The sequence below is a fragment of the Chryseobacterium sp. TQ-BC-N36 genome, from assembly GCF_058382295.1.
In genome coordinates this window covers 1485899-1504059 of the sequence record NZ_CM178175.1, presented here as the reverse complement: position 1 = coordinate 1504059, position 18161 = coordinate 1485899, and the positions used below count along the sequence as shown (strand labels likewise).

19 protein-coding genes are annotated in these 18161 nt (G+C 36.6%); 11 read left to right on the top strand and 8 right to left on the bottom strand.

Annotated elements, in window-relative coordinates; all coding sequences use genetic code 11:
* Positions 1–142 precede the first annotated feature (142 nt).
* Together pheT and AC3FI7_RS06725 are read left to right on the top strand one after the other, a co-directional pair.
* Complete coding sequence (gene pheT / locus AC3FI7_RS06730; protein ID WP_142726314.1) at positions 143–2545, top strand: phenylalanine--tRNA ligase subunit beta; 2403 nt, start codon at positions 143–145, stop codon at positions 2543–2545.
* 516 nt (positions 2546–3061) lie between these two features.
* Positions 3062–3472 (top strand): META domain-containing protein, encoded by a 411-nt coding sequence (locus tag AC3FI7_RS06725; protein WP_142726313.1) that lies wholly within the window; start codon positions 3062–3064, stop codon positions 3470–3472.
* Between the two features lie 48 nt (positions 3473–3520).
* Here the strand turns inward: AC3FI7_RS06725 and AC3FI7_RS06720 are convergent, their stop codons facing one another.
* The 6 genes from AC3FI7_RS06720 to AC3FI7_RS06695 all read right to left on the bottom strand — a co-directional run bounded on the left by AC3FI7_RS06720 (position 3521) and on the right by AC3FI7_RS06695 (position 9230).
* The gene (locus tag AC3FI7_RS06720) at positions 3521–3760 is read right to left on the bottom strand and encodes a DUF8828 family protein (protein WP_002977986.1); all 240 of its coding nucleotides are present in this window, start codon (positions 3758–3760) and stop codon (positions 3521–3523) included.
* Between the two features lie 51 nt (positions 3761–3811).
* A complete protein-coding gene (locus tag AC3FI7_RS06715; RefSeq protein ID WP_291898652.1) occupies positions 3812–4702 on the bottom strand; it encodes a 3-hydroxybutyryl-CoA dehydrogenase in 891 nt (296 codons plus the stop codon).
* A gap of 10 nt (positions 4703–4712) precedes the next feature.
* A complete protein-coding gene (locus tag AC3FI7_RS06710) occupies positions 4713–5123 on the bottom strand; it encodes a hypothetical protein (protein ID WP_491461695.1) in 411 nt (136 codons plus the stop codon).
* Positions 5124–5154: 31 nt separating this feature from the next.
* On the bottom strand, positions 5155–6033 hold the full coding sequence (gene bla-A, locus AC3FI7_RS06705) for a CGA/CIA family class A beta-lactamase (RefSeq protein WP_491461694.1): 879 nt from the start codon (positions 6031–6033) through the stop codon (positions 5155–5157).
* 65 nt (positions 6034–6098) lie between these two features.
* Positions 6099–7829, bottom strand: coding sequence for a cellulase family glycosylhydrolase (locus AC3FI7_RS06700; protein WP_491461693.1), 1731 nt, complete (start codon positions 7827–7829; stop codon positions 6099–6101).
* A gap of 438 nt (positions 7830–8267) precedes the next feature.
* Entirely contained in the window at positions 8268–9230 is a 963-nt protein-coding gene (locus AC3FI7_RS06695; RefSeq protein ID WP_142726308.1) for a Gfo/Idh/MocA family protein, read from the bottom strand.
* A 134-nt stretch (positions 9231–9364) separates the two neighbouring features.
* Between AC3FI7_RS06695 and AC3FI7_RS06690 the strand changes: the two genes are divergently transcribed.
* The 5 genes from AC3FI7_RS06690 to AC3FI7_RS06670 all read left to right on the top strand — a co-directional run bounded on the left by AC3FI7_RS06690 (position 9365) and on the right by AC3FI7_RS06670 (position 12638).
* The gene (locus AC3FI7_RS06690) at positions 9365–10012 is read left to right on the top strand and encodes a hypothetical protein (protein ID WP_142726307.1); all 648 of its coding nucleotides are present in this window, start codon (positions 9365–9367) and stop codon (positions 10010–10012) included.
* A 101-nt stretch (positions 10013–10113) separates the two neighbouring features.
* Complete coding sequence (locus tag AC3FI7_RS06685) at positions 10114–10764, top strand: protein-L-isoaspartate(D-aspartate) O-methyltransferase (RefSeq protein WP_142726306.1); 651 nt, start codon at positions 10114–10116, stop codon at positions 10762–10764.
* Positions 10765–10970: 206 nt separating this feature from the next.
* Positions 10971–11234 carry a prevent-host-death protein gene (locus tag AC3FI7_RS06680; protein ID WP_142726305.1) on the top strand — a complete coding sequence of 88 codons (264 nt, stop codon included), beginning with the start codon at positions 10971–10973 and terminating at the stop codon, positions 11232–11234.
* Between the two features lie 74 nt (positions 11235–11308).
* Positions 11309–12295 (top strand): 2-hydroxyacid dehydrogenase, encoded by a 987-nt coding sequence (locus AC3FI7_RS06675; protein WP_343658745.1) that lies wholly within the window; start codon positions 11309–11311, stop codon positions 12293–12295.
* 49 nt (positions 12296–12344) lie between these two features.
* Positions 12345–12638 (top strand): hypothetical protein, encoded by a 294-nt coding sequence (locus tag AC3FI7_RS06670; RefSeq protein ID WP_343658744.1) that lies wholly within the window; start codon positions 12345–12347, stop codon positions 12636–12638.
* Positions 12639–12752: 114 nt separating this feature from the next.
* Here the strand turns inward: AC3FI7_RS06670 and AC3FI7_RS06665 are convergent, their stop codons facing one another.
* Together AC3FI7_RS06665 and AC3FI7_RS06660 are read right to left on the bottom strand one after the other, a co-directional pair.
* On the bottom strand, positions 12753–13001 hold the full coding sequence (locus AC3FI7_RS06665) for an endonuclease domain-containing protein (RefSeq protein WP_491462086.1): 249 nt from the start codon (positions 12999–13001) through the stop codon (positions 12753–12755).
* 51 nt (positions 13002–13052) lie between these two features.
* Positions 13053–13190 carry a hypothetical protein gene (locus AC3FI7_RS06660; RefSeq protein WP_491461692.1) on the bottom strand — a complete coding sequence of 46 codons (138 nt, stop codon included), beginning with the start codon at positions 13188–13190 and terminating at the stop codon, positions 13053–13055.
* 265 nt (positions 13191–13455) lie between these two features.
* On the opposite strand from AC3FI7_RS06660, the gene hutU reads away from it, so the two are divergent.
* The 4 genes from hutU to AC3FI7_RS06640 all read left to right on the top strand — a co-directional run bounded on the left by hutU (position 13456) and on the right by AC3FI7_RS06640 (position 18154).
* Positions 13456–15441, top strand: a complete 1986-nt coding sequence (hutU, locus tag AC3FI7_RS06655) for a urocanate hydratase (RefSeq protein WP_142726301.1) — start codon at positions 13456–13458, stop codon at positions 15439–15441.
* 16 nt (positions 15442–15457) lie between these two features.
* Positions 15458–16000: a Crp/Fnr family transcriptional regulator gene (locus AC3FI7_RS06650; RefSeq protein ID WP_343658742.1), complete on the top strand. Its 543-nt coding sequence runs from the start codon at positions 15458–15460 to the stop codon at positions 15998–16000.
* 248 nt (positions 16001–16248) lie between these two features.
* Positions 16249–17016 carry an MBL fold metallo-hydrolase gene (locus AC3FI7_RS06645; RefSeq protein ID WP_491461691.1) on the top strand — a complete coding sequence of 256 codons (768 nt, stop codon included), beginning with the start codon at positions 16249–16251 and terminating at the stop codon, positions 17014–17016.
* A gap of 226 nt (positions 17017–17242) precedes the next feature.
* Complete coding sequence (locus AC3FI7_RS06640; protein ID WP_491461690.1) at positions 17243–18154, top strand: tetratricopeptide repeat protein; 912 nt, start codon at positions 17243–17245, stop codon at positions 18152–18154.
* The last annotated feature ends 7 nt before the right edge of the window (positions 18155–18161 follow it).

The following is an 18161-nucleotide window of genomic DNA, read 5'->3' as shown; positions in this document are numbered from 1 at the left end:
CTCTATTTCTCAAAAAAACACGACATTTGTAGCTCGAAAAATTACACAGGAACAGAGTGTGAAATTTCAAATAAAAGTTTCAAATTGAGCAGATGAAATCTAGAACTCATCTGACGAATTAAATAAGTAGATAGATTAACAAATGAAAATATCAAACAACTGGCTGAAAGACTTTGTAAAAACGGAATTAAAAACTGAAAGAATCGGTGAGTTCCTTACAGATATAGGTCTTGAAGTTGAAGGGATAGATAAATTTGAAAGTGTAAAAGGAAGCCTTGAAGGTATCGTTGTGGGTAAAGTATTAACCTGCGAAAAACACCCGAACGCTGACAAACTGAAAAAGACAACTGTAGACGTAGGAAACGGAAAAGTGCTGAACATCGTTTGTGGAGCTCCTAATGTGGAAGCAGGACAGACGGTTCCTGTAGCCGTTGTCGGAACTAAAATCTATGACAAAACCGGAAACTTTTTTGAAATTAAAGAAGCCAAAATCAGAGGAGAGGTGTCTCAGGGAATGATCTGTGCTGAAGATGAATTAGGTCTTAGTGAGGATCACGGAGGAATCATGGTGCTGGATGAAACAAAATATGAAGTAGGGAAAAACTTTGCGGATTATTTTGAACTGACTAATGATGAGGTTTTTGAAATCGGATTGACCCCAAACAGAACCGATGCAATGTCCCATTATGGTGTTGCCAGAGATCTGCACGCCTATCTTTCCACCAATCAATTGAAATCTCAGTTTAATAAAGTGGCTTCTGAAGCTTTGAATAATGAAGGAACTCATGATTTCACACTGGAAATTGAAGATGCAGAATTGTGTCCAAGATATATAGGTGCTGTTATAGAAGAGGTAAAGGTAGCAGAGTCTCCATCATGGTTAAAAGACAGGTTGAAGGCGATAGGATTAAGCCCGATCAATAACGTTGTAGATATTACCAACTATATTCTTCATGGATACGGACAGCCGCTTCACGCATTTGACGCAGATAAAATTGCCGATAAGAAAGTAAAAGTAGGAGTGGTGAAACCAGGAACAAAATTTACTACCTTAGATGGGGTTGAAAGAACTTTGAACGGTTCTGAAATCATGATCAAAGATGGTAAAGATAAACCGATGTGTATTGCCGGAGTATTCGGTGGTGAAAACTCAGGAGTATCTGATACTACAAAAACAATCTTCCTTGAAAGTGCTTACTTCAACCCGATTGCTGTCAGAAAAGGAGCAAAAGCGCACAGCTTGAACACAGATGCTTCTTTCAGATTTGAAAGAGGAGTAGACCCGAATCTTACAAGAACGGCAATTACTCATGCTATCAAAATGATACAGGAAATTGCTGGAGGAAAGTTGGTAGGAGAGTTACTGGAAGAATATCCTAAAAAAATAGAGGACAACTATGTGATCCTGAGATTCTCTAAAATTGAACAGATTTTAGGAACAAAAATTCACAGAGAAAAAGTAAAAGAAATATTAAAGGCATTGGAAATTCAGGTTCTGAATGAAATTCCAAACGGTTTTGAAATCTCTGTTCCTGCTTACAGAGCAGACGTTACAAGAGAAATCGATGTGATTGAAGAAATTTTAAGAATCTACGGATATAATAAGATTGATGCTCCTCAAAAAATTTCGTTTACACCGGTTAAACTGAGTGCTAACGATCAGGATGAACTGGAAAACAGCTGGGCAAGAGCTTTGCAGAGCCTTGGTTTCAATGAAGTAATGAACAACTCATTAACTTCTGTAAAAGATGAAACTGATGCCGTAAAACTATTGAATCCTTTAAGCGGAGATCTGGCATTCATGAGAAAGTCTTTACTGGAAGGACTTCTTCAGAATACAGTTTATAACATCAACAGAAAGAACCAGGATATCAAGTTCTTCGAACTAGGAAAAATTTATCACAAAAAAGATAAATACGAAGAAAGAAAACAATTGGCAGTATTGGTTTCCGGAAGAGATGTTGCAGAAAACTGGCTTCAGCCTAAATCTGCGGTAAGTTTCTATAATCTTAAAGCGTATGTGAAAGTTTTATTGGAAAGACTTGCGGTAGACTACAAAGAGGTTGCCCTTTCTGATGATAGATTCTCTGATGCATTAGCATACGAGGCAGAAGGTAAAGTTTTAGTAAGAATAGGAAAAGTAGCACCTGCTTTATTGAAAGATTCTGATATTGATCAGGAATGCTTCTACGCAGAAATTGAACTGGAATACGCTCAGGAATTACGCTCCAAAAATGAACTGAAATTTAAAGATATCCCGAAGTTCAACAAGATCAGAAGAGATTTAGCTTTATTGATTGATAAAAATGTTAACTATCAGGATTTATATCAAACCGCTAAAAAGAATAAATCACCTTTCATTAAGAGCATTAATCTGTTCGATGTATATGAAGGTAAAAATCTTCCTGAAGGCAAGAAGTCGTATGCAATGAGCTTCGAGCTTTTAAATGAAGAAAAAACACTGGAAGAAAAAGAAATTACAGAAGTAATGGATTCTTTAATCAAATCTTTCCAGAAAGAATTCAACGCAGAGTTGAGATCTTAATATTTGAATATATATATCAAGATAATAGAAACGGACTTTATTAAGTCCGTTTTTTGTTTTTAATCATTTTAAAATATCAGGATTAATATGTTTTGGCTGAAGCCAATTGAATACTTGCTTTTTAAGTAAACGGGTTAAAGCCCGTTCCTATTGAATTAATCGCATTCTGTGAATGTTTTTCCTGGTCAGCCCTCAATCTTTATCACTCCGTAGGAGTCTCAATCTGTTTTATAAACCAATTATAACATAGATTCCTTGCTTTGTTCGGAATGACAAGGGTAGAGTATTAAAATTGTATCGGAGATAAAATCCTTGCGCTTTAAACTCTATATATATTAACAAATTTGTGCCTTTGTGTTTGCCAACCCTAATCTGGACAATCAAAAATGCATTTGTCATTAAAAATGCAGTCTGAAAAATATTCAAAATATGAAGTGTTAAAGAATAATAAAATTTGTGGCAGCCCGTTTAAATAATATAATTTCCGTAAATTTGGGTTAATTCAAAAAGAAAAAAATGAAAAATCTTTTTTTAAGTATATGCACAGCTGCCGTATTAGCTTCATGCGGATCAATGACAAGCCCTTCTGCTTCTAAAGTAGGAAAAGCCCAGCCTGCTCTTGCCAATACAAAATGGACACTGGCTGAAACGGTAAAAGGTAAAGTTCCGACATTGAATATTGAAGGAGAGAAAATCTCAGGAAATGCAGGATGTAACAATTATTTCGGAACAGCTACAATAGATCCGTCCACAGGTGGTTTTACAGCGGGACAGATGGGATCTACGAAAATGATGTGCAACAACATCGGAGTAGAGCAGAACTTTATGGATATGATGGGAAAAGCAAACAAATATGTAATTTCAGGGAATACTTTAGAATTGTACAAAGACAATCTTCTGTTATTGAAATTCACTAAATCAGAATAAAAAACAAAAGGAACTCAACTGAGTTCCTTTTTTATGTTTAGAGTGTTATTAATCTTCCTCTTCTTCGTCGTACTTAGCCAACTCTTCGTCGCACCATTTGAACGCTGCTTCTACTACTTTAGTAGCCTCGTCTGCCATAGTTTCTTCATCATCACCTTCAAGATCATCTAACCACTCAACTTCTTCTTCCTCAACGTTTAGGATAAATCTTGGATATTCTGTATGAACTACGAATAGATCCTCTGGAAATTCCGAATTATCTGCTAATAAAAACTTTGGTAATTTCATTTTTTTAATGTTTTAACTTTCTCAAAGATAAATAAAATTATTGATTTAAGATTACTTCAGGAACATTTTTGAAACTTTTTCAGCTTTTTTGCTCTCAGAATAATCGTAGAAGCCTTCTCCTGATTTTACCCCAAGTTTCCCCGCTGTCACCATATTTACCAGTAATGGATTCGGTGCATACTTTGGATTTTTGAATCCGTCATACATAACGTTCAGGATCGCAAGGCATACATCAAGACCAATAAAGTCTGCCAGCTGAAGAGGGCCCATCGGATGTGCCATCCCTAATTTCATTACCGTATCAATTTCTTCTACACCAGCCACTCCGTTATAAAGAGTTTCGATAGATTCATTGATCATTGGCATTAAAATTCTGTTGGCCACAAAACCAGGGTAGTCATTCACCTCTACAGGAACTTTTCCTAAAGTCTTACTCATTTCATAGATCGCATCAAAAGTCTCTTTAGAAGTAGAATATCCTTTGATAATTTCTACCAGCTTCATGATAGGAACCGGATTCATAAAGTGCATACCGATTACTTTATCAGCTCTTTTAGTAGCTGCAGCAATTTTTGTGATAGAAATAGAAGAAGTATTGGTGGCAAGAATACAGCCTGCAGGAGCCAGTTCATCCATCTGTCCAAAGATCTTCAGTTTAAGATCCAGATTTTCTGTAGCCGCTTCTACAATGAGATCAGCAGTTCCTACAGCCTCACTCAGGGCTGTAAAGGTTGTAATGTTTCCTAATGTTTCTGCTTTTTGTTCTTCTGTAAGATTTCCTTTTGCAATGATTCTGTCAAGATTGGTAGTAATGGTTTTTAAACCTCTGTCCAGAGCTTCCTGAGATACATCCACAAGATTTACTTTAAAACCACTTTGTGCGAAAGTATGGGCAATACCATTCCCCATGGTTCCCGCTCCGATAACTACAATGTTTTTGATCATTTTTCCTTTATTTTTTATAGATAGTTAAATTTTTTATGCCTTTAAGATCCGATTGTGAAACAACAGTTGCTGAATCAAAGAAAACGGTTCCGGTATTTTGATTTTTCTTATTGTTATTCTGATTGGAAATAGTAGCTGTTAATCCTCTCACCAGACGTTTTTTTTGATTTTTTGTCAGATAATCAGTGCCGATATATAATGTATATTCACCTTCCCTTCCCATGCCTTTTTGAATCAGTATTTCCAGACTTTTGATCTGACTTTTGTTTTTAAATTCTTTCAGAAAACTGATAACAGGTTTATCAGATGGAGGGCCGCAGCACACACTTCCGTAGCTGATCTCCAGATAATTCTGATTCTTTTGTGAATAAAAGAAACTGAATGCCAGCAGAGCAGTTAATACTAATATTTTTTTCATGTTAAATCGCTTTAAAAATAAGCTTTAAATTTTATTTACTAAAATATTCCCAAACCTCCCTGGAAATATCCGAAATCATCCTGCAGTTTACCACATCGGTTTCCGTTGAATTGCTGATGAATACAGCTAATGCATAATGTTTTCCGTTAGGTAAAGTAATGATTCCGATTTCATTTTCTGCGCCTGTTAAACCGGCTTCGTTCTTACCGGAAGCTCCCGTTTTCCTGGCAACAGGAGTATTTTTGGGAAGCTGTTCCACCATTTTATTCAATCCGGTTGAAGTAGACAGCATTACTTTCATCAGATAGTCTGTGGATTTTTTGGATAATAACTTTCCGTCATAAAACTTTTTCAGAACATCAGAAGCGGATTTTGTAGTACTATAATTTTCATACTGAACATTCCAGTCTTTATGCATATCCTCTTCATTGTATTTGATCTGAAAACCTTTTACTCCTTTAGAATCCATAAACTTCTGAACAACCTGGGTTCCTCCCAACAGCTTCAGAAGAATATCACAGCCATTATTATCACTTTTGGCAACGGTATATTCAATCACTTCGCTTAACGGAATTTCAACATTTCCTGCCGGATACTTATCACGAAGCGGCGACCATGTATTTTCCAGTAAATTCGATTGGTTCAGCATAATTTTCTGATCCAGAGAAAGTTTTCCGTGATCTACAGCATTCAGGGCTGCTGCTGCAATGTGAAATTTGAACACACTTTGCATCGGGAGTTTTTTATCTCCGTTTTTATCGTACTTAAAACCATTTTCAAACCCAAGAACAGAAACACCGACCGTAGCTTTTTTGTTCTTAAGGATTGAATTAATTTTTTGTTCCAATAAAGAGGTCTGAGCCAATGAAAATGCTGAAATCAAAAGAAAAAGAAGTGCTGTTTTTTTCATAATACGGAAATTAAAAAGCTCTCTTCTAATCTTCAGAAGAGAGCTGCAATTTAAGACAATTATTACTATTTTAATTCAAAATAATTCATATTGGCGCCATCATTTTCAAAGTAGATTCTGATTTTGTTTTCTCCTTTCTGAAGCGGTATGTTTTTTACAGAAACTGTTTTCCAGTTTTCATTTCCTCCGCTGGATGGTAATGATACATTAGCCAGTACCTTTCCTGAAGAAGTTTCGATTCTGATGTTAGAATCTTTGGCTGCCGCATATCGGATATCCAATATATAATTTTTGCTTGCTTTCGACTGTACCGTATACTGAAGCCATTCTCCTGATTCTGTTTTTCCTACATAATACTGATTGGTGATCTTATCAGTACATTTATAGATGTCCACGCCGTCGTTTCTCATTTGCTGCCCGGAATTCCATTCTGACCTTTTGGCAGGATCACTTACCCAAAGATTGATAAAATCCTTATCCAGATAAGCGGAGCCCATTCTTCCAAGGTCATATTCTGAAGCAAATATTCTTCCCGGAGCCTGATGATCTTTAAATGGCTTTGTTGAAGCATCTGTTATCTGCCTGAACATGGCATCAATAACATCTTTTTTAACTTCCGTATTGCTCAGTTTATAATGATCTGCAATCTGCATTAATGCTTTTTTTGCATATTCTTTTGAGGGTTTTTCTCCACCGTTTTTCCAGTACTCCAAAAGCTTCTCATATTCAGGTGTAATTTTTACATTGGCGATCCCTGCGATATTATCAATCTTTTTCATAGGCCAGAATGCATATCCGATATTATGCTTATCCAGAAGCTGTATCAGTTCAGTAAACCAGACATTGGAATTCTCACCGGTCTCACCCAGCCAGATCGGGATATTATGTTTTTCCCTGAGATCCAGTGCAAATTTCAACGTTTGATCATCATTATAATTCCAGTATTTGTGGAAGCTGAAAGCCATATTGTTATCCCAAAGCGCAGGAAGCCCGTTGTAATTATTTCCCCATCCGTTGCCTTCAATGAAGATCATATGTTTTTTATCAACTGCTCTGATTGCAGCAGTGATATCTTTCTGCAGTTTCCAAAGTGGGGCATTCGACATTTCATCAGTACCATTCGGATTTTTGCCTGTGAAGTTAATATTAGGTTCATTGATCAGGTCATACCCTCCAATCCATGGATTGTCTTTATACCGTTCAGCCAGTTTTTTCCACAGGGCTACTGTTTTTCTCTGATTCTCTTCACTTTCCCAAAGTGAAGGTTTGGATTTATCATTATCGGAGATATTAACGTCATTTCCCTGTCCACCCGGAGCGGCATGAAGATCAAGAATCAGGTATATTTTGTTGTCTGTACACCATTGAAGAAGATCATCTGTCATTTTGAAACCCTCTCCAAGCCATGTATCTTTTCCTTTTACAGGCTCCTTTTCAATCGGAAGAGTGTAAAGATTATAATGCATCGGAAGTCTTATTGAATTGAATCCTGATTTTGCCAGAAGATCAATATCCTGTTTGGTAATGCCATTTTTTAAGTAGGCCTGATAGAATTCATTCATTCCGTCTTCACCAATCAATTCTGCAATTTTCTCCTTAATCTTATACTGAGGACCTGCAAAATCAGCAGTTTTCAGCATATAACCTTCCTGAAGCATCCAACCACCAAGGCCAAGGCCTCTCAGCTGAATATTTTCACCTTTATCATTCACGATTTTTTGTCCTGAAGTCTTTAATAATTGTGATGTCCCAAATTGAGACAATAAAAGTGTGGATAATAAAATAGCTCTTTTCATAGTAGTTTCAATGGTTTAAAATAATAGGGAATAATTAGAAATTATAATGAATACAATATGAATCTGTATTCAGATCATTTATTTTGTCAGATATCCATATATGTAAAACAAAATCTTTCAATATTTTATTGAATTATTCTTCAAATATATTGTTTTTTATTTTGAAATGGATTTTTTATGATAAAGAAGTAGATATTCATGAAAAATTATTATTTCATCATGAAAATTTTAAAAGAAAAAATATCCGTTTATTCAATAAGTAAAAGGCTTCATTATATTGATTTTTAATCGATTCAACCTTTGCCTACTTAATAAAATAATAAATAACTAAACTGAAACCTTTTCGTTTATAAAAATAAAAAATGCGATCTCATAATCTATGTATTCTGATGATAAGATCGCATTGTATCTATTGCTGCTTAAGAAAACAGTATATTTTTAACTGATAAGCTTCATAATTTCCAAAGCCACTTTCAGTGCTTCAGTTCCGTCCTCAAGAGAAACTTCTACATTTTTGTCACCCGTAATAGCATCTGCAAAAGAGTTTAATTCATCCAGAATCGCATTATTAGGCTGGATATTCGGATACTCAAACAGAATCTGATTCTTTTCTCCATCTGCATTTTCAATGATCATATCAAATGGAGTTGGGTTTTCAGGGGCATCTTTCATCCTGATCACTTCAGCCTTTTTCTCAAGAAAATCAACGGAAATATAAGCGTCTTTCTGAAAGAATCTGCTTTTTCTCATCGCTTTCATAGAAATTCTTGAAGTTGTAAGATTGGCCACACATCCGTTTTCAAATTCAATTCTTGCATTGGCAATATCTGGTGTTTTGCTTACCACACAAACACCGCTTGCATGGATGTTTTTAACCTTAGATTTTGCCATGCTCAACAGAATATCCAGATCATGGATCATCAGATCCAGTACCACAGAAACATCCGTCCCTCTTGGATTGAATTCAGCCAGCCTGTGGATTTCAATGAACATCGGATTGCTGATGTATTCCTTAGTTGCTATAAACGCTGGATTGTATCTCTCAACATGTCCTACCTGTGCCTTGATTCCTTTTTCCTGGCACAAACGCAAAATTTCTTCCGCCTGTTCAAGAGTTTGCGTTACCGGTTTTTCAATAAAGAAGTGAAGACCTTTTTCAATAGCTTTTAACGCGTAATCATAATGATAAATCGTTGGGGTAACAATATCCAGCATATCGATATGCTCCAATAAATCATCAAAATTTTCAAAATATTTATATCCGAATTCGGCTTCTAATTTCTTTCCGTTTTCAACATCTTTATCATGGAAACCTACAAATTCATATCGATCTGACTGATTAAGAAGTTTTAAATGTATTTTTCCCAAGTGTCCGGCACCTACCAAACCTGCTTTTAACATAGCTGTATTAAATTTTTGTAAAGATAGTGAATGTACATTTATAAAATACATGACTTTTCACTTGGAGATATTTAAGATTGAACGCATGTATTCATTAAAGAAATTATAGTAAATTCACGGTCAGAAAAATAACGATGAAAAGGATAATTTCGATATTACTCATCTTAGGATTATGTACTGCCGGATGTATAGGAGACAGTCCATATGACCCGCAGGCTAAATGTGGAACTCCGGAAAATTTGATATTTGAAAAAGGAAGTAACCAGCTTTCCTGGAATATGATTAGCCAGGGCGAAGGATATTATGAAATACAGTATGGAGAGCAAGGTTTTACTTTAGGAAATGGAACAACAGTTGTAACCTATAAGAATTCCTATAGTCTTCCATTGTATAAGAATAATAAATATGACCTTTACGTAAGAAAAAACTGCGGAATAGACAATGGCCGGAGTAACTGGGCGGGACCTGTTACCGTTTTGGCCAGTAATACAACAACCTGTATAAAGCCGGGGTATGCAACCTATTCAAAAACAACTTCTTCTGTGAATTCTTCCATTTTTGATGCTACAGTGTCCTGGGAAAATGATGGTATTTCTGCATATGAAACTGTTTTGACAACAAGTTCCACTCATCCTGCAAGTGGAGATTTGGTATTTGCAGGTCAAAAAGCCATTTATATAGGGTTAAGTAAAACAGTGAGTTATAACTTTTTTGTGAGAAAAAGATGTGCTGATAATACCTTCAGCGATTTTTACGGACCATATCCTATAAAATGGAACTAAGAAATAAGAATAAAGCAGTCATTTTTTGATTGCTCTGTTTTTGTGGATAATTCTTTCGTACGATTTCTGAAATCTAATTTCTAATTTCTTATTTTTGTCAAATGCAGGATTCGTTTGTACATAAAGGAAAAAGAAAGATTTTAGTAGACTACCTTCGGAACAGAATTGGAATTTCGGACGAAAATGTACTTTCGGCTATGAGTGAAGTTCCGAGACATCTTTTTATCGAAAGTATCTTTGAAGATTTTGCCTATGAAGACAGGGCATTCCCAATTCTGGCACATCAGACCATTTCCCATCCCTCCACGGTAGCGGAGCAGTCTGAACTGCTGAAGGTAAAGCCGGGTGAAAAAGTGTTGGAAATTGGTACCGGATGTGGCTACCAAACCGCTGTTTTAATGGCTATGAAAGCCCACGTATACACTGTGGAAAGGCAAAAAGATCTGTTTGATTTTTCTAAAAAGAAACTCAGAGAACTTCATCTGTTTCCAAAATTCCAGAGTTTTGGAGATGGCTTTGCCGGGCTTCCTACTTTTGCTCCTTTTGATAAAATCATCGTAACCTGTGGAGCTTCTACTTTACCAACAGAACTTTTAAAACAGCTGAATATTGGGGGCATTATGGTGATTCCTTTAGGACCTACAGATGAACAGGTTTTATACAGATTCACCAAAGTAGGTCCTACCGAATTTGAAAAAGAGGAATTTGGGGCTTATAAATTTGTTCCAATGCTTGGAAGCACCAATCAATAATTTTTATCCATCAGAAACGGAATTGGTAGAAGAACTGGTCTCAAACACCAGTTCTGTTGAATACCAATTTGATCAATAGGAAGGGACTTAGTCCGTTTTTTATCAACGCACATTCTATAGGCTTTAGCCAAAATTTAAAATACTTTAACTCATTTCGGAATGAAAATTGGATTCACATCAGAACCCAATCACTAAAATCTTATATTATGGATACGAACAGATTCAAAGCGTCACATGATTTTAGTAATCTTCAGAAAAATCTGCACAATAACCCTGGATACAGCATAGAAAGCTATTCCCAACAGGTAAAAGATTACATCAATGACATGAAAAGCAGGAATCAGGAAGCTACCAAACACGGATTTATGTCGCAGGCTCAGAAATCTGCAAAAGAAGTTTGGATGGAGATTCAGGAAATTGCTTCTGAAGCCTGGGAGAAGAATAAAAACCATTCTGATGAAAAGAAATAATTTTTAATATTAAAGTTCAGAAACCTTACTTTTTGCAAGTGAGGTTTTTTATTGAAAACCATTAATCCATTACAATGAAAGTATTTATCAATAAAAAAATTCCCGAAGCAGGAATTAAAATGCTGGAAGAAGCTGGCCTTGAAATTATTTTCCCGGAAAAAGACAATCTGTCTTATGAAGAATGGCTGGATTTCTGTAAGAATACTGATGCTATTGTAAGCATCGGTGCAGAGTTTAAATATGATAAAACCTTTTTTGAAGCCTGCCCGGATCTTAAAGCCATTGCTTTATATTCTGTAGGTTTTGACCATGTAGACATTAAAGAAGCCACCCTTAGAAATATTCCGGTGGGAAATACTCCTGATGTATTGAGCCGGGCGACTTCAGATGTTGCTTTCTTACTTATGCAGTCGGTGGCAAGAAGAGCCAGCTACAATTTCCGGAAAGTAAAGGAAGGAAGCTGGGGTGCATTTGACCCCTTACAGGCTTTGGGACAGGAACTTTACGGAAAAACTCTGGGAATTTTTGGACTGGGACGTATCGGATATGAAATGGCAGAAAAGTCAAAGAAAGCTTTTGGAATGAATATTATTTATCACAACCGTCACCATAATGAAGATGCAGAGCAGGAGCTGGGAGCCACTTATGTTTCTTTTGAAGAACTGATCAGAAACTCAGATGTATTGAGTGTTCATGCCAATTTTACTCCGGAGCATCAGGAATTATTCAATGCGTCTCTTTTTGAACAGATGAAGCCTGAGGCTATTTTTATTAATACCGCCAGAGGAGGTTTTCATAATCAGAAAGATTTGTATCAGGCATTAGTTGATAAAAAGATTTGGGGAGCAGGTCTGGATGTTACCAATCCCGAGCCTATGGATGCGGATGATCCTATCCTGGGACTTTCAAGCGTTTGCGTTCTTCCGCATATCGGCTCTGCTACTGTTGAGGCCCGAAATGGGATGGCAAGACTGGCAGCAGAAAATATCATCGCTTTTTCAAAAAATGAAAAAATGCCCAATTGCGTCAATCCTGAAGTTTATTCTAACCATTTATCCTAACTTGGAATTATTTTTGTTCTGATTATATAAACCTTTAAATCGTAATAATATGATACCTGAAGACAATATTAATGAACAGAACAGAAAGCTGGAGCAGATGGATTACAACCCCAATGAAGATATATTCAAAAAAGAAAAGCATATTTCGCTCGACGGAGATGGAAATCCTATCTTAGATGAAGATTTTGACGAAGATAAAGTTGATAAAGGCCTGGATATTCCAGGAACAGAAGATGATGATGAAATGGAAGAAATTGGAGAGGAAGATGAAGAAAACAACTACTGGAGTCTCAGTGATAATGAAGATGACCATGAAGAGGAAAATGATGATGTTTTAACTTAAATTTTTACGATAAACAAACTGACCTTACTGAATTTTAGTAAGGTTTTTTTATGTTGAATAACAACTAATATGGGTAAGGACAATTCCCCTCCCTCGGAGGGGTGGATTCAAAAATTAAAGAATTTTTGAAGACGGGGTGGTTCCATAATGCAGCACAATAAAATCTTCCAATTTTTTCATTACCACGCTCAGATTATTCTTTACATCAAAATCACTTATTCTGAAAACCAAAAGTCCCCAAGATTCAAGATATTCCTCTCTTATGCCGTCATAAACCTGCTTTTCATCATGACTTGATCCATCTATTTCTATAATTAATCCCAATGTTTTTACATAAAAATCAACAATATAATTTCCTACTATTCTTTGTCGGTCAAAATCAATCTTATGAAAATTTTTTGCACGGACTTTCTTTCAGAATATCACTTCACCCAAAACCCGGGCTTTACGTTTTTCTTTTAATAATGCTTTTAAATGGGGATTGTAGGGAAGGTTTTCAACAAAATTCCTGCGGATCGGAACTCCACTGATAACGGTTACGATTTCTTTCATGATTGTGTTTATTTTTAACCACCCCGTCTTCCAAAGTTATCAACTTTGGAATCCACCCCTCCAACGGAGGGGAATAAGGTGCATTTATTCAAATATAGTACTTAAAGTGAAATTTTGGTTATTTCAGGAATGCAAAATAGCAAATTAGCGATTTCGCCATTTTACCATTTTGCCTTTTCACTCTCTCCCCTTGCCTATATTTCCTAATTTGAATATCTTTAAAACTTCAAACATTGTTTAAAAACATAGACCTTTAAATAGCAATATGACATTTCAAGAACAGATACAGCAGGGGATTCCTGATCAGCTGCCACAACCGAAACCATACGAAACCAATATCAACCATGCTCCGAAGCGTAAAGAAATTTTAGGAGAAGAAGAGAAAAAACTGGCATTGAAGAATGCTTTACGTTATTTTGATCCTAAATTTCATACAGAACTCATCCCTGAATTTAAGCAGGAACTGGAAGATTACGGTAGGATTTATATGTACCGTTTCCGTCCGGATTATGAAATGAAGGCAAGGCCAATCACAGATTATCCGGGAAAATCTGAACAGGCGAAAGCGATTATGCTGATGATTCAGAACAACCTGGATTATGCAGTAGCACAACACCCTCACGAATTGATTACTTATGGTGGAAACGGAGCTGTATTCTCCAACTGGGCACAGTATCTGCTGACAATGAAATATCTGTCTGAAATGAGCGATGAGCAGACATTGGTAATGTATTCAGGACATCCGATGGGATTGTTCCCTTCTCATAAAGATGCTCCAAGAGTAGTAGTTACGAACGGAATGATGATTCCGAACTATTCTAAACCGGATGATTGGGAGAAGTTCAATGCATTGGGGGTTACCCAATACGGACAAATGACAGCTGGAAGCTATATGTATATTGGCCCGCAGGGAATTGTTCACGGGACAACCATTACAGCTTTAAATGCTTTCAGAAAAATCAAAAAAGAACCGAAAGGAGGTCTTTTCGTAACCTCAGGATTAGGAGGAATGAGCGGTGCGCAGCCAAAAGCGGGTAATATTGCAGGCTGTGTAACGGTATGTGCCGAAGTGAATCCGAAAATTACCAAGATCCGTCATGATCAGAAGTGGGTGAATGAGATTCATGAGGATCTTGATGCTTTGGTGAAAAGAGTAAGAGAAGCACAGGCTAACAAGGAAACGGTTTCTCTGGCCTACCTTGGAAATATTGTTGATGTTTGGGAGAAATTCGATCAGGAGGATTTGAGAATTGACATCGGATCTGACCAGACTTCACTTCACAATCCCTGGGCTGGCGGTTACTATCCTGTAGGGCAGACTTTTGAAGAATCAAATACTATGATGGCTGAAAACCCTGAATTATTCAAAGAAAAAGTTCAGGAAACATTGAGAAGACATGCTGCAGCGATCAACAAACATACAGCAAAAGGAACCTATTTCTTTGACTACGGAAATGCTTTCTTACTAGAAGCTTCCAGAGCAGGGGCTGATGTGATGGCAGAAAACCCAACATTAGGCAGAGAATTCAGATATCCGAGTTATGTACAGGATATTATGGGACCTATGTGTTTTGATTATGGCTTTGGGCCATTCCGTTGGGTATGTACCAGCGGGAACCCCGAAGATCTGAAAAAGACGGATGACATTGCATGTGCCGTATTGGAAGAAATGATTAAAAACTCTCCTGAAGAAATCCAGCAGCAGATGAAAGACAATATTCAGTGGATCAAAGGAGCGCAGGAAAATAAACTGGTGGTAGGTTCTCAGGCAAGAATTCTTTACGCAGATGCAGAAGGAAGAATGAAAATTGCTGAAGCCTTCAATAAAGCTATTAAAAACGGAGAAATCGGACCTGTAGTATTAGGTAGAGACCACCATGATGTGTCGGGAACAGATTCTCCTTACAGAGAGACTTCCAATATCTATGACGGTTCAAGGTTTACTGCAGATATGGCCATTCACAATGTGATTGGTGACAGTTTCCGTGGAGCTACATGGGTTTCCATTCACAATGGAGGCGGTGTAGGTTGGGGAGAAGTGATCAACGGAGGTTTCGGAATGCTTCTTGACGGAAGCGATGATGCCGACAGAAGACTGAAGTCTATGCTTTTCTGGGACGTAAACAACGGGATCTCAAGAAGAAGCTGGGCAAGAAATGAAGGCGCTATTTTCGCTATTAAAAGAGCTATGGAAGCAGAACCGAATCTGAAGGTAACTCTTCCGAATCTTGTAGACGAAAATTTATTGTAACACATAAAATTCAACATTGGCAATAATCAACAAAAGACTGTTTTCACACCTGAACGTAGAGGATGTTGATCCTGTATGGGAGAAGTTTGCTGAGGTTGAATTTCCAAAAAAAATCATATTTCCGGACCGCAAAGCCTATCTTCTTGAAGATGGGCTTGTCCGGAAATACTACATCAACAGCACATCGGATATTGATACTGAAATCTGTGCAGAATTTTACTTTCCCGGGGATATTTTTACCGTTGAAGAAAAAGCCTCAGATGTCGTTTACGAATCTATCAGTAGCGGACTGGCCTGGGAAATCACTTTGGATGAAGTGAAAAATCTATTTGCTGTAAATCCGCACTGTCGTTTTGTACAGAATTATTACCTCAGCAGAAAACTGAATGCGGCCATGAAAAGGGAAATGCTTTTACTGAAAAATACACCACAGGACCTCTACGAATACCTGCTGAAGAATAAACCTCATTATATTCAGAATATTCCTCTGAAATATCTGGCCTCTTATATTGGCATTACGCCTATCTCTTTAAGCCGAATCAGGAAGCGTATTCATTAGTGTTATTTTTAACGCCACGCTCACAAAGATCTTTCACTTTATTTTTACGTTCGCAAAGTCGCTGTCGCTCAGCAACAGTATATTTTTAGCTGAATGAAATGCCCTTGCGATCGAAAAAATAGCCATCATTATATATTCTTTGCGTACATCGCGTTTTATCTTTCAGGATGTTCATTCATTCATTAATTAATTATCTTTTGTTTATTGTCTTGCCTTCCGTAAGTTTCTTCCTTTGCTGAAAAAAGAATATGGAAATACAAAAATTAAACTGGGCAGGGATCAAACTTACATCGCATCACAAAACCATCTTAATAGATGCTGTAGAAGATTACTCCTATTATAAACCCGTCCTAGGGGATGCCGTGGAAAATCTTATAGCGTTTTCAGATCATGTAGAGACAGATTATATCCTGTTTACCCATATGCATCTTGATCATTTTGATAAAGGAGTGATCCGAAAGTGTTTAAAGAAGGATGGAAAACTGATAGTTTATAAAGGGCTTGAAGCAGTGGTAAGAAAAATTTTAGATGAAGTGGAGATGATTGTTCTTGATCTTGATGAAACCTTCACAGAAAACAATATCACTTTCAAGCCTGTGTTTGCGATGGATGGTTTGGGAGAAATACAGTCTTCCTGGATTGTGGATGATGGAGAAACCAAGATCTTTCATGGCGGAGATACCATCTGGCACAACCAGTTCTGGAAGCTTGGAAAAGAAAACCCCAATATAGATCTTGCTTTCTTACCCGTCAACGGAGTGGTGGTCAACTTTGAGATCATCGGATTGGAATACAGTCCCATTCCTGCATCGCTTAATCTGAAAGAAGCCTTTGCAGCAGCTCATCTTCTGCATGCGAGGAAGCTTATACCCATCCATTATGGAATGTTTGCCCATGAGAAACATTACGTTCCTCAGGTATTTGATGATCAGGATTTGAAAAATGTTTCAAAGGAAGTGGGACAGGAGTATATGGTTTTGAAAGATGGAGAAGTGCTGGTAGAATCACATCAATAGAAACGGGCTTTAGCCCGTTTTCTGGCAGATAGTTTTTGCCTCTTTATTGTCATGCTGGAGGAACCTGGGCTTTTATTTGAAAAATTTAGATTCCACGTTTTATTCTCTTTCGATCTGAATGGCAAACGTTGTGTATTTCCACATGAAATTAAAGGATCTATTTAAAATTAGTAAAGTTTTTTTATTTTTAAAATTCAATAAAAATTAAGAAACTGTTATACACAATATGAGAAAATACCTTTTCAGCTTACTTTTCGGAACTTTATTTTCAATACCTGTTTTAGCATGTCTGAATGGAGAACAAATGGTTTTAGCCAATCAGGAGTTACTATATGTTGATTTTGATGGTGAAGTTCCCTATGGACATCAGATCGGCAGTAAAGAAGAGTTAGAAGAGTTTTTGTTGAAACTTAAAAAAGGATATAATAAGACAAAGGAGATTGATTATCTATCGGACGAAGGATACATTTTAATCCTTTTAGGAAGATATCAGGAAGCCATTGATCTTTACAAGAAGATCGAATCTTTAGAGCCTGGCAGATATTCCACAGCATCCAATATAGGGACAGCTTATGAGTTAACAGGAAATAATAAAGAAGCATTGAAATGGATTGAAACTGCACTAAAAATAGAACCTCATTCTCATTTAAAATCTGAATGGATTCATATTAATATTTTAAAGGCTAAAATCAGAGGTGTAATATCTGTTTCATCCATCGATCTCATTGGAAAAGATTTTGGGAATGAGAAAACTCCTCAATCTACATTAAGTAAAGATGATCTTCAATTGCTTAAAATGCAGATCTATTACCAATTGAATGAGAGAATGACTTTTGTAAAACCAAAGAACACGATCGTAGCACAGCTTTTATTTGATCTTGGAAATATTGCTTTATTGATAAATCAAAAATATGATGCTGAGAAAAGCTATCTACAGGCTATAGAATATGGTTTTGAAAATTCTATTTTAGATGAAAGATTGAAGTTGTCTTCTCAAACGTTGGCAAAAAATGGAAAACAGATCTCACATAATATGAAGGAATCAGTAGAAAACAATCGGATAGGCCTTTCGTTTTTTGCTTTATCATTGATCTTATTTTTTAAGTTCAGAAAGAAAATATTCTCATTGTTTAAATAACATGTCT

Excerpts from the sequence above, each read along its gene's own strand:
- AC3FI7_RS06680 (WP_142726305.1), top strand. The coding sequence starts at position 10,971 with ATGGATACGAACAGATTCAAAGCGTCACATGATTTTAGTAATCTTCAG.
- bla-A (WP_491461694.1), bottom strand. The coding sequence starts at position 6,033 with ATGAAAAAAACAGCACTTCTTTTTCTTTTGATTTCAGCATTTTCATTG.
- AC3FI7_RS06670 (WP_343658744.1), top strand. The coding sequence starts at position 12,345 with ATGATACCTGAAGACAATATTAATGAACAGAACAGAAAGCTGGAGCAG.
- AC3FI7_RS06690 (WP_142726307.1), top strand. The coding sequence starts at position 9,365 with ATGAAAAGGATAATTTCGATATTACTCATCTTAGGATTATGTACTGCC.
- AC3FI7_RS06640 (WP_491461690.1), top strand. The coding sequence starts at position 17,243 with ATGAGAAAATACCTTTTCAGCTTACTTTTCGGAACTTTATTTTCAATA.
- AC3FI7_RS06645 (WP_491461691.1), top strand. The coding sequence starts at position 16,249 with ATGGAAATACAAAAATTAAACTGGGCAGGGATCAAACTTACATCGCAT.
- AC3FI7_RS06700 (WP_491461693.1), bottom strand. The coding sequence starts at position 7,829 with ATGAAAAGAGCTATTTTATTATCCACACTTTTATTGTCTCAATTTGGG.
- AC3FI7_RS06660 (WP_491461692.1), bottom strand. The coding sequence starts at position 13,190 with ATGAAAGAAATCGTAACCGTTATCAGTGGAGTTCCGATCCGCAGGAAT.
- pheT (WP_142726314.1), top strand. The coding sequence starts at position 143 with ATGAAAATATCAAACAACTGGCTGAAAGACTTTGTAAAAACGGAATTA.
- AC3FI7_RS06695 (WP_142726308.1), bottom strand. The coding sequence starts at position 9,230 with ATGTTAAAAGCAGGTTTGGTAGGTGCCGGACACTTGGGAAAAATACAT.
- hutU (WP_142726301.1), top strand. The coding sequence starts at position 13,456 with ATGACATTTCAAGAACAGATACAGCAGGGGATTCCTGATCAGCTGCCA.
- AC3FI7_RS06685 (WP_142726306.1), top strand. The coding sequence starts at position 10,114 with ATGCAGGATTCGTTTGTACATAAAGGAAAAAGAAAGATTTTAGTAGAC.
- AC3FI7_RS06675 (WP_343658745.1), top strand. The coding sequence starts at position 11,309 with ATGAAAGTATTTATCAATAAAAAAATTCCCGAAGCAGGAATTAAAATG.
- AC3FI7_RS06710 (WP_491461695.1), bottom strand. The coding sequence starts at position 5,123 with ATGAAAAAAATATTAGTATTAACTGCTCTGCTGGCATTCAGTTTCTTT.
- AC3FI7_RS06720 (WP_002977986.1), bottom strand. The coding sequence starts at position 3,760 with ATGAAATTACCAAAGTTTTTATTAGCAGATAATTCGGAATTTCCAGAG.
- AC3FI7_RS06725 (WP_142726313.1), top strand. The coding sequence starts at position 3,062 with ATGAAAAATCTTTTTTTAAGTATATGCACAGCTGCCGTATTAGCTTCA.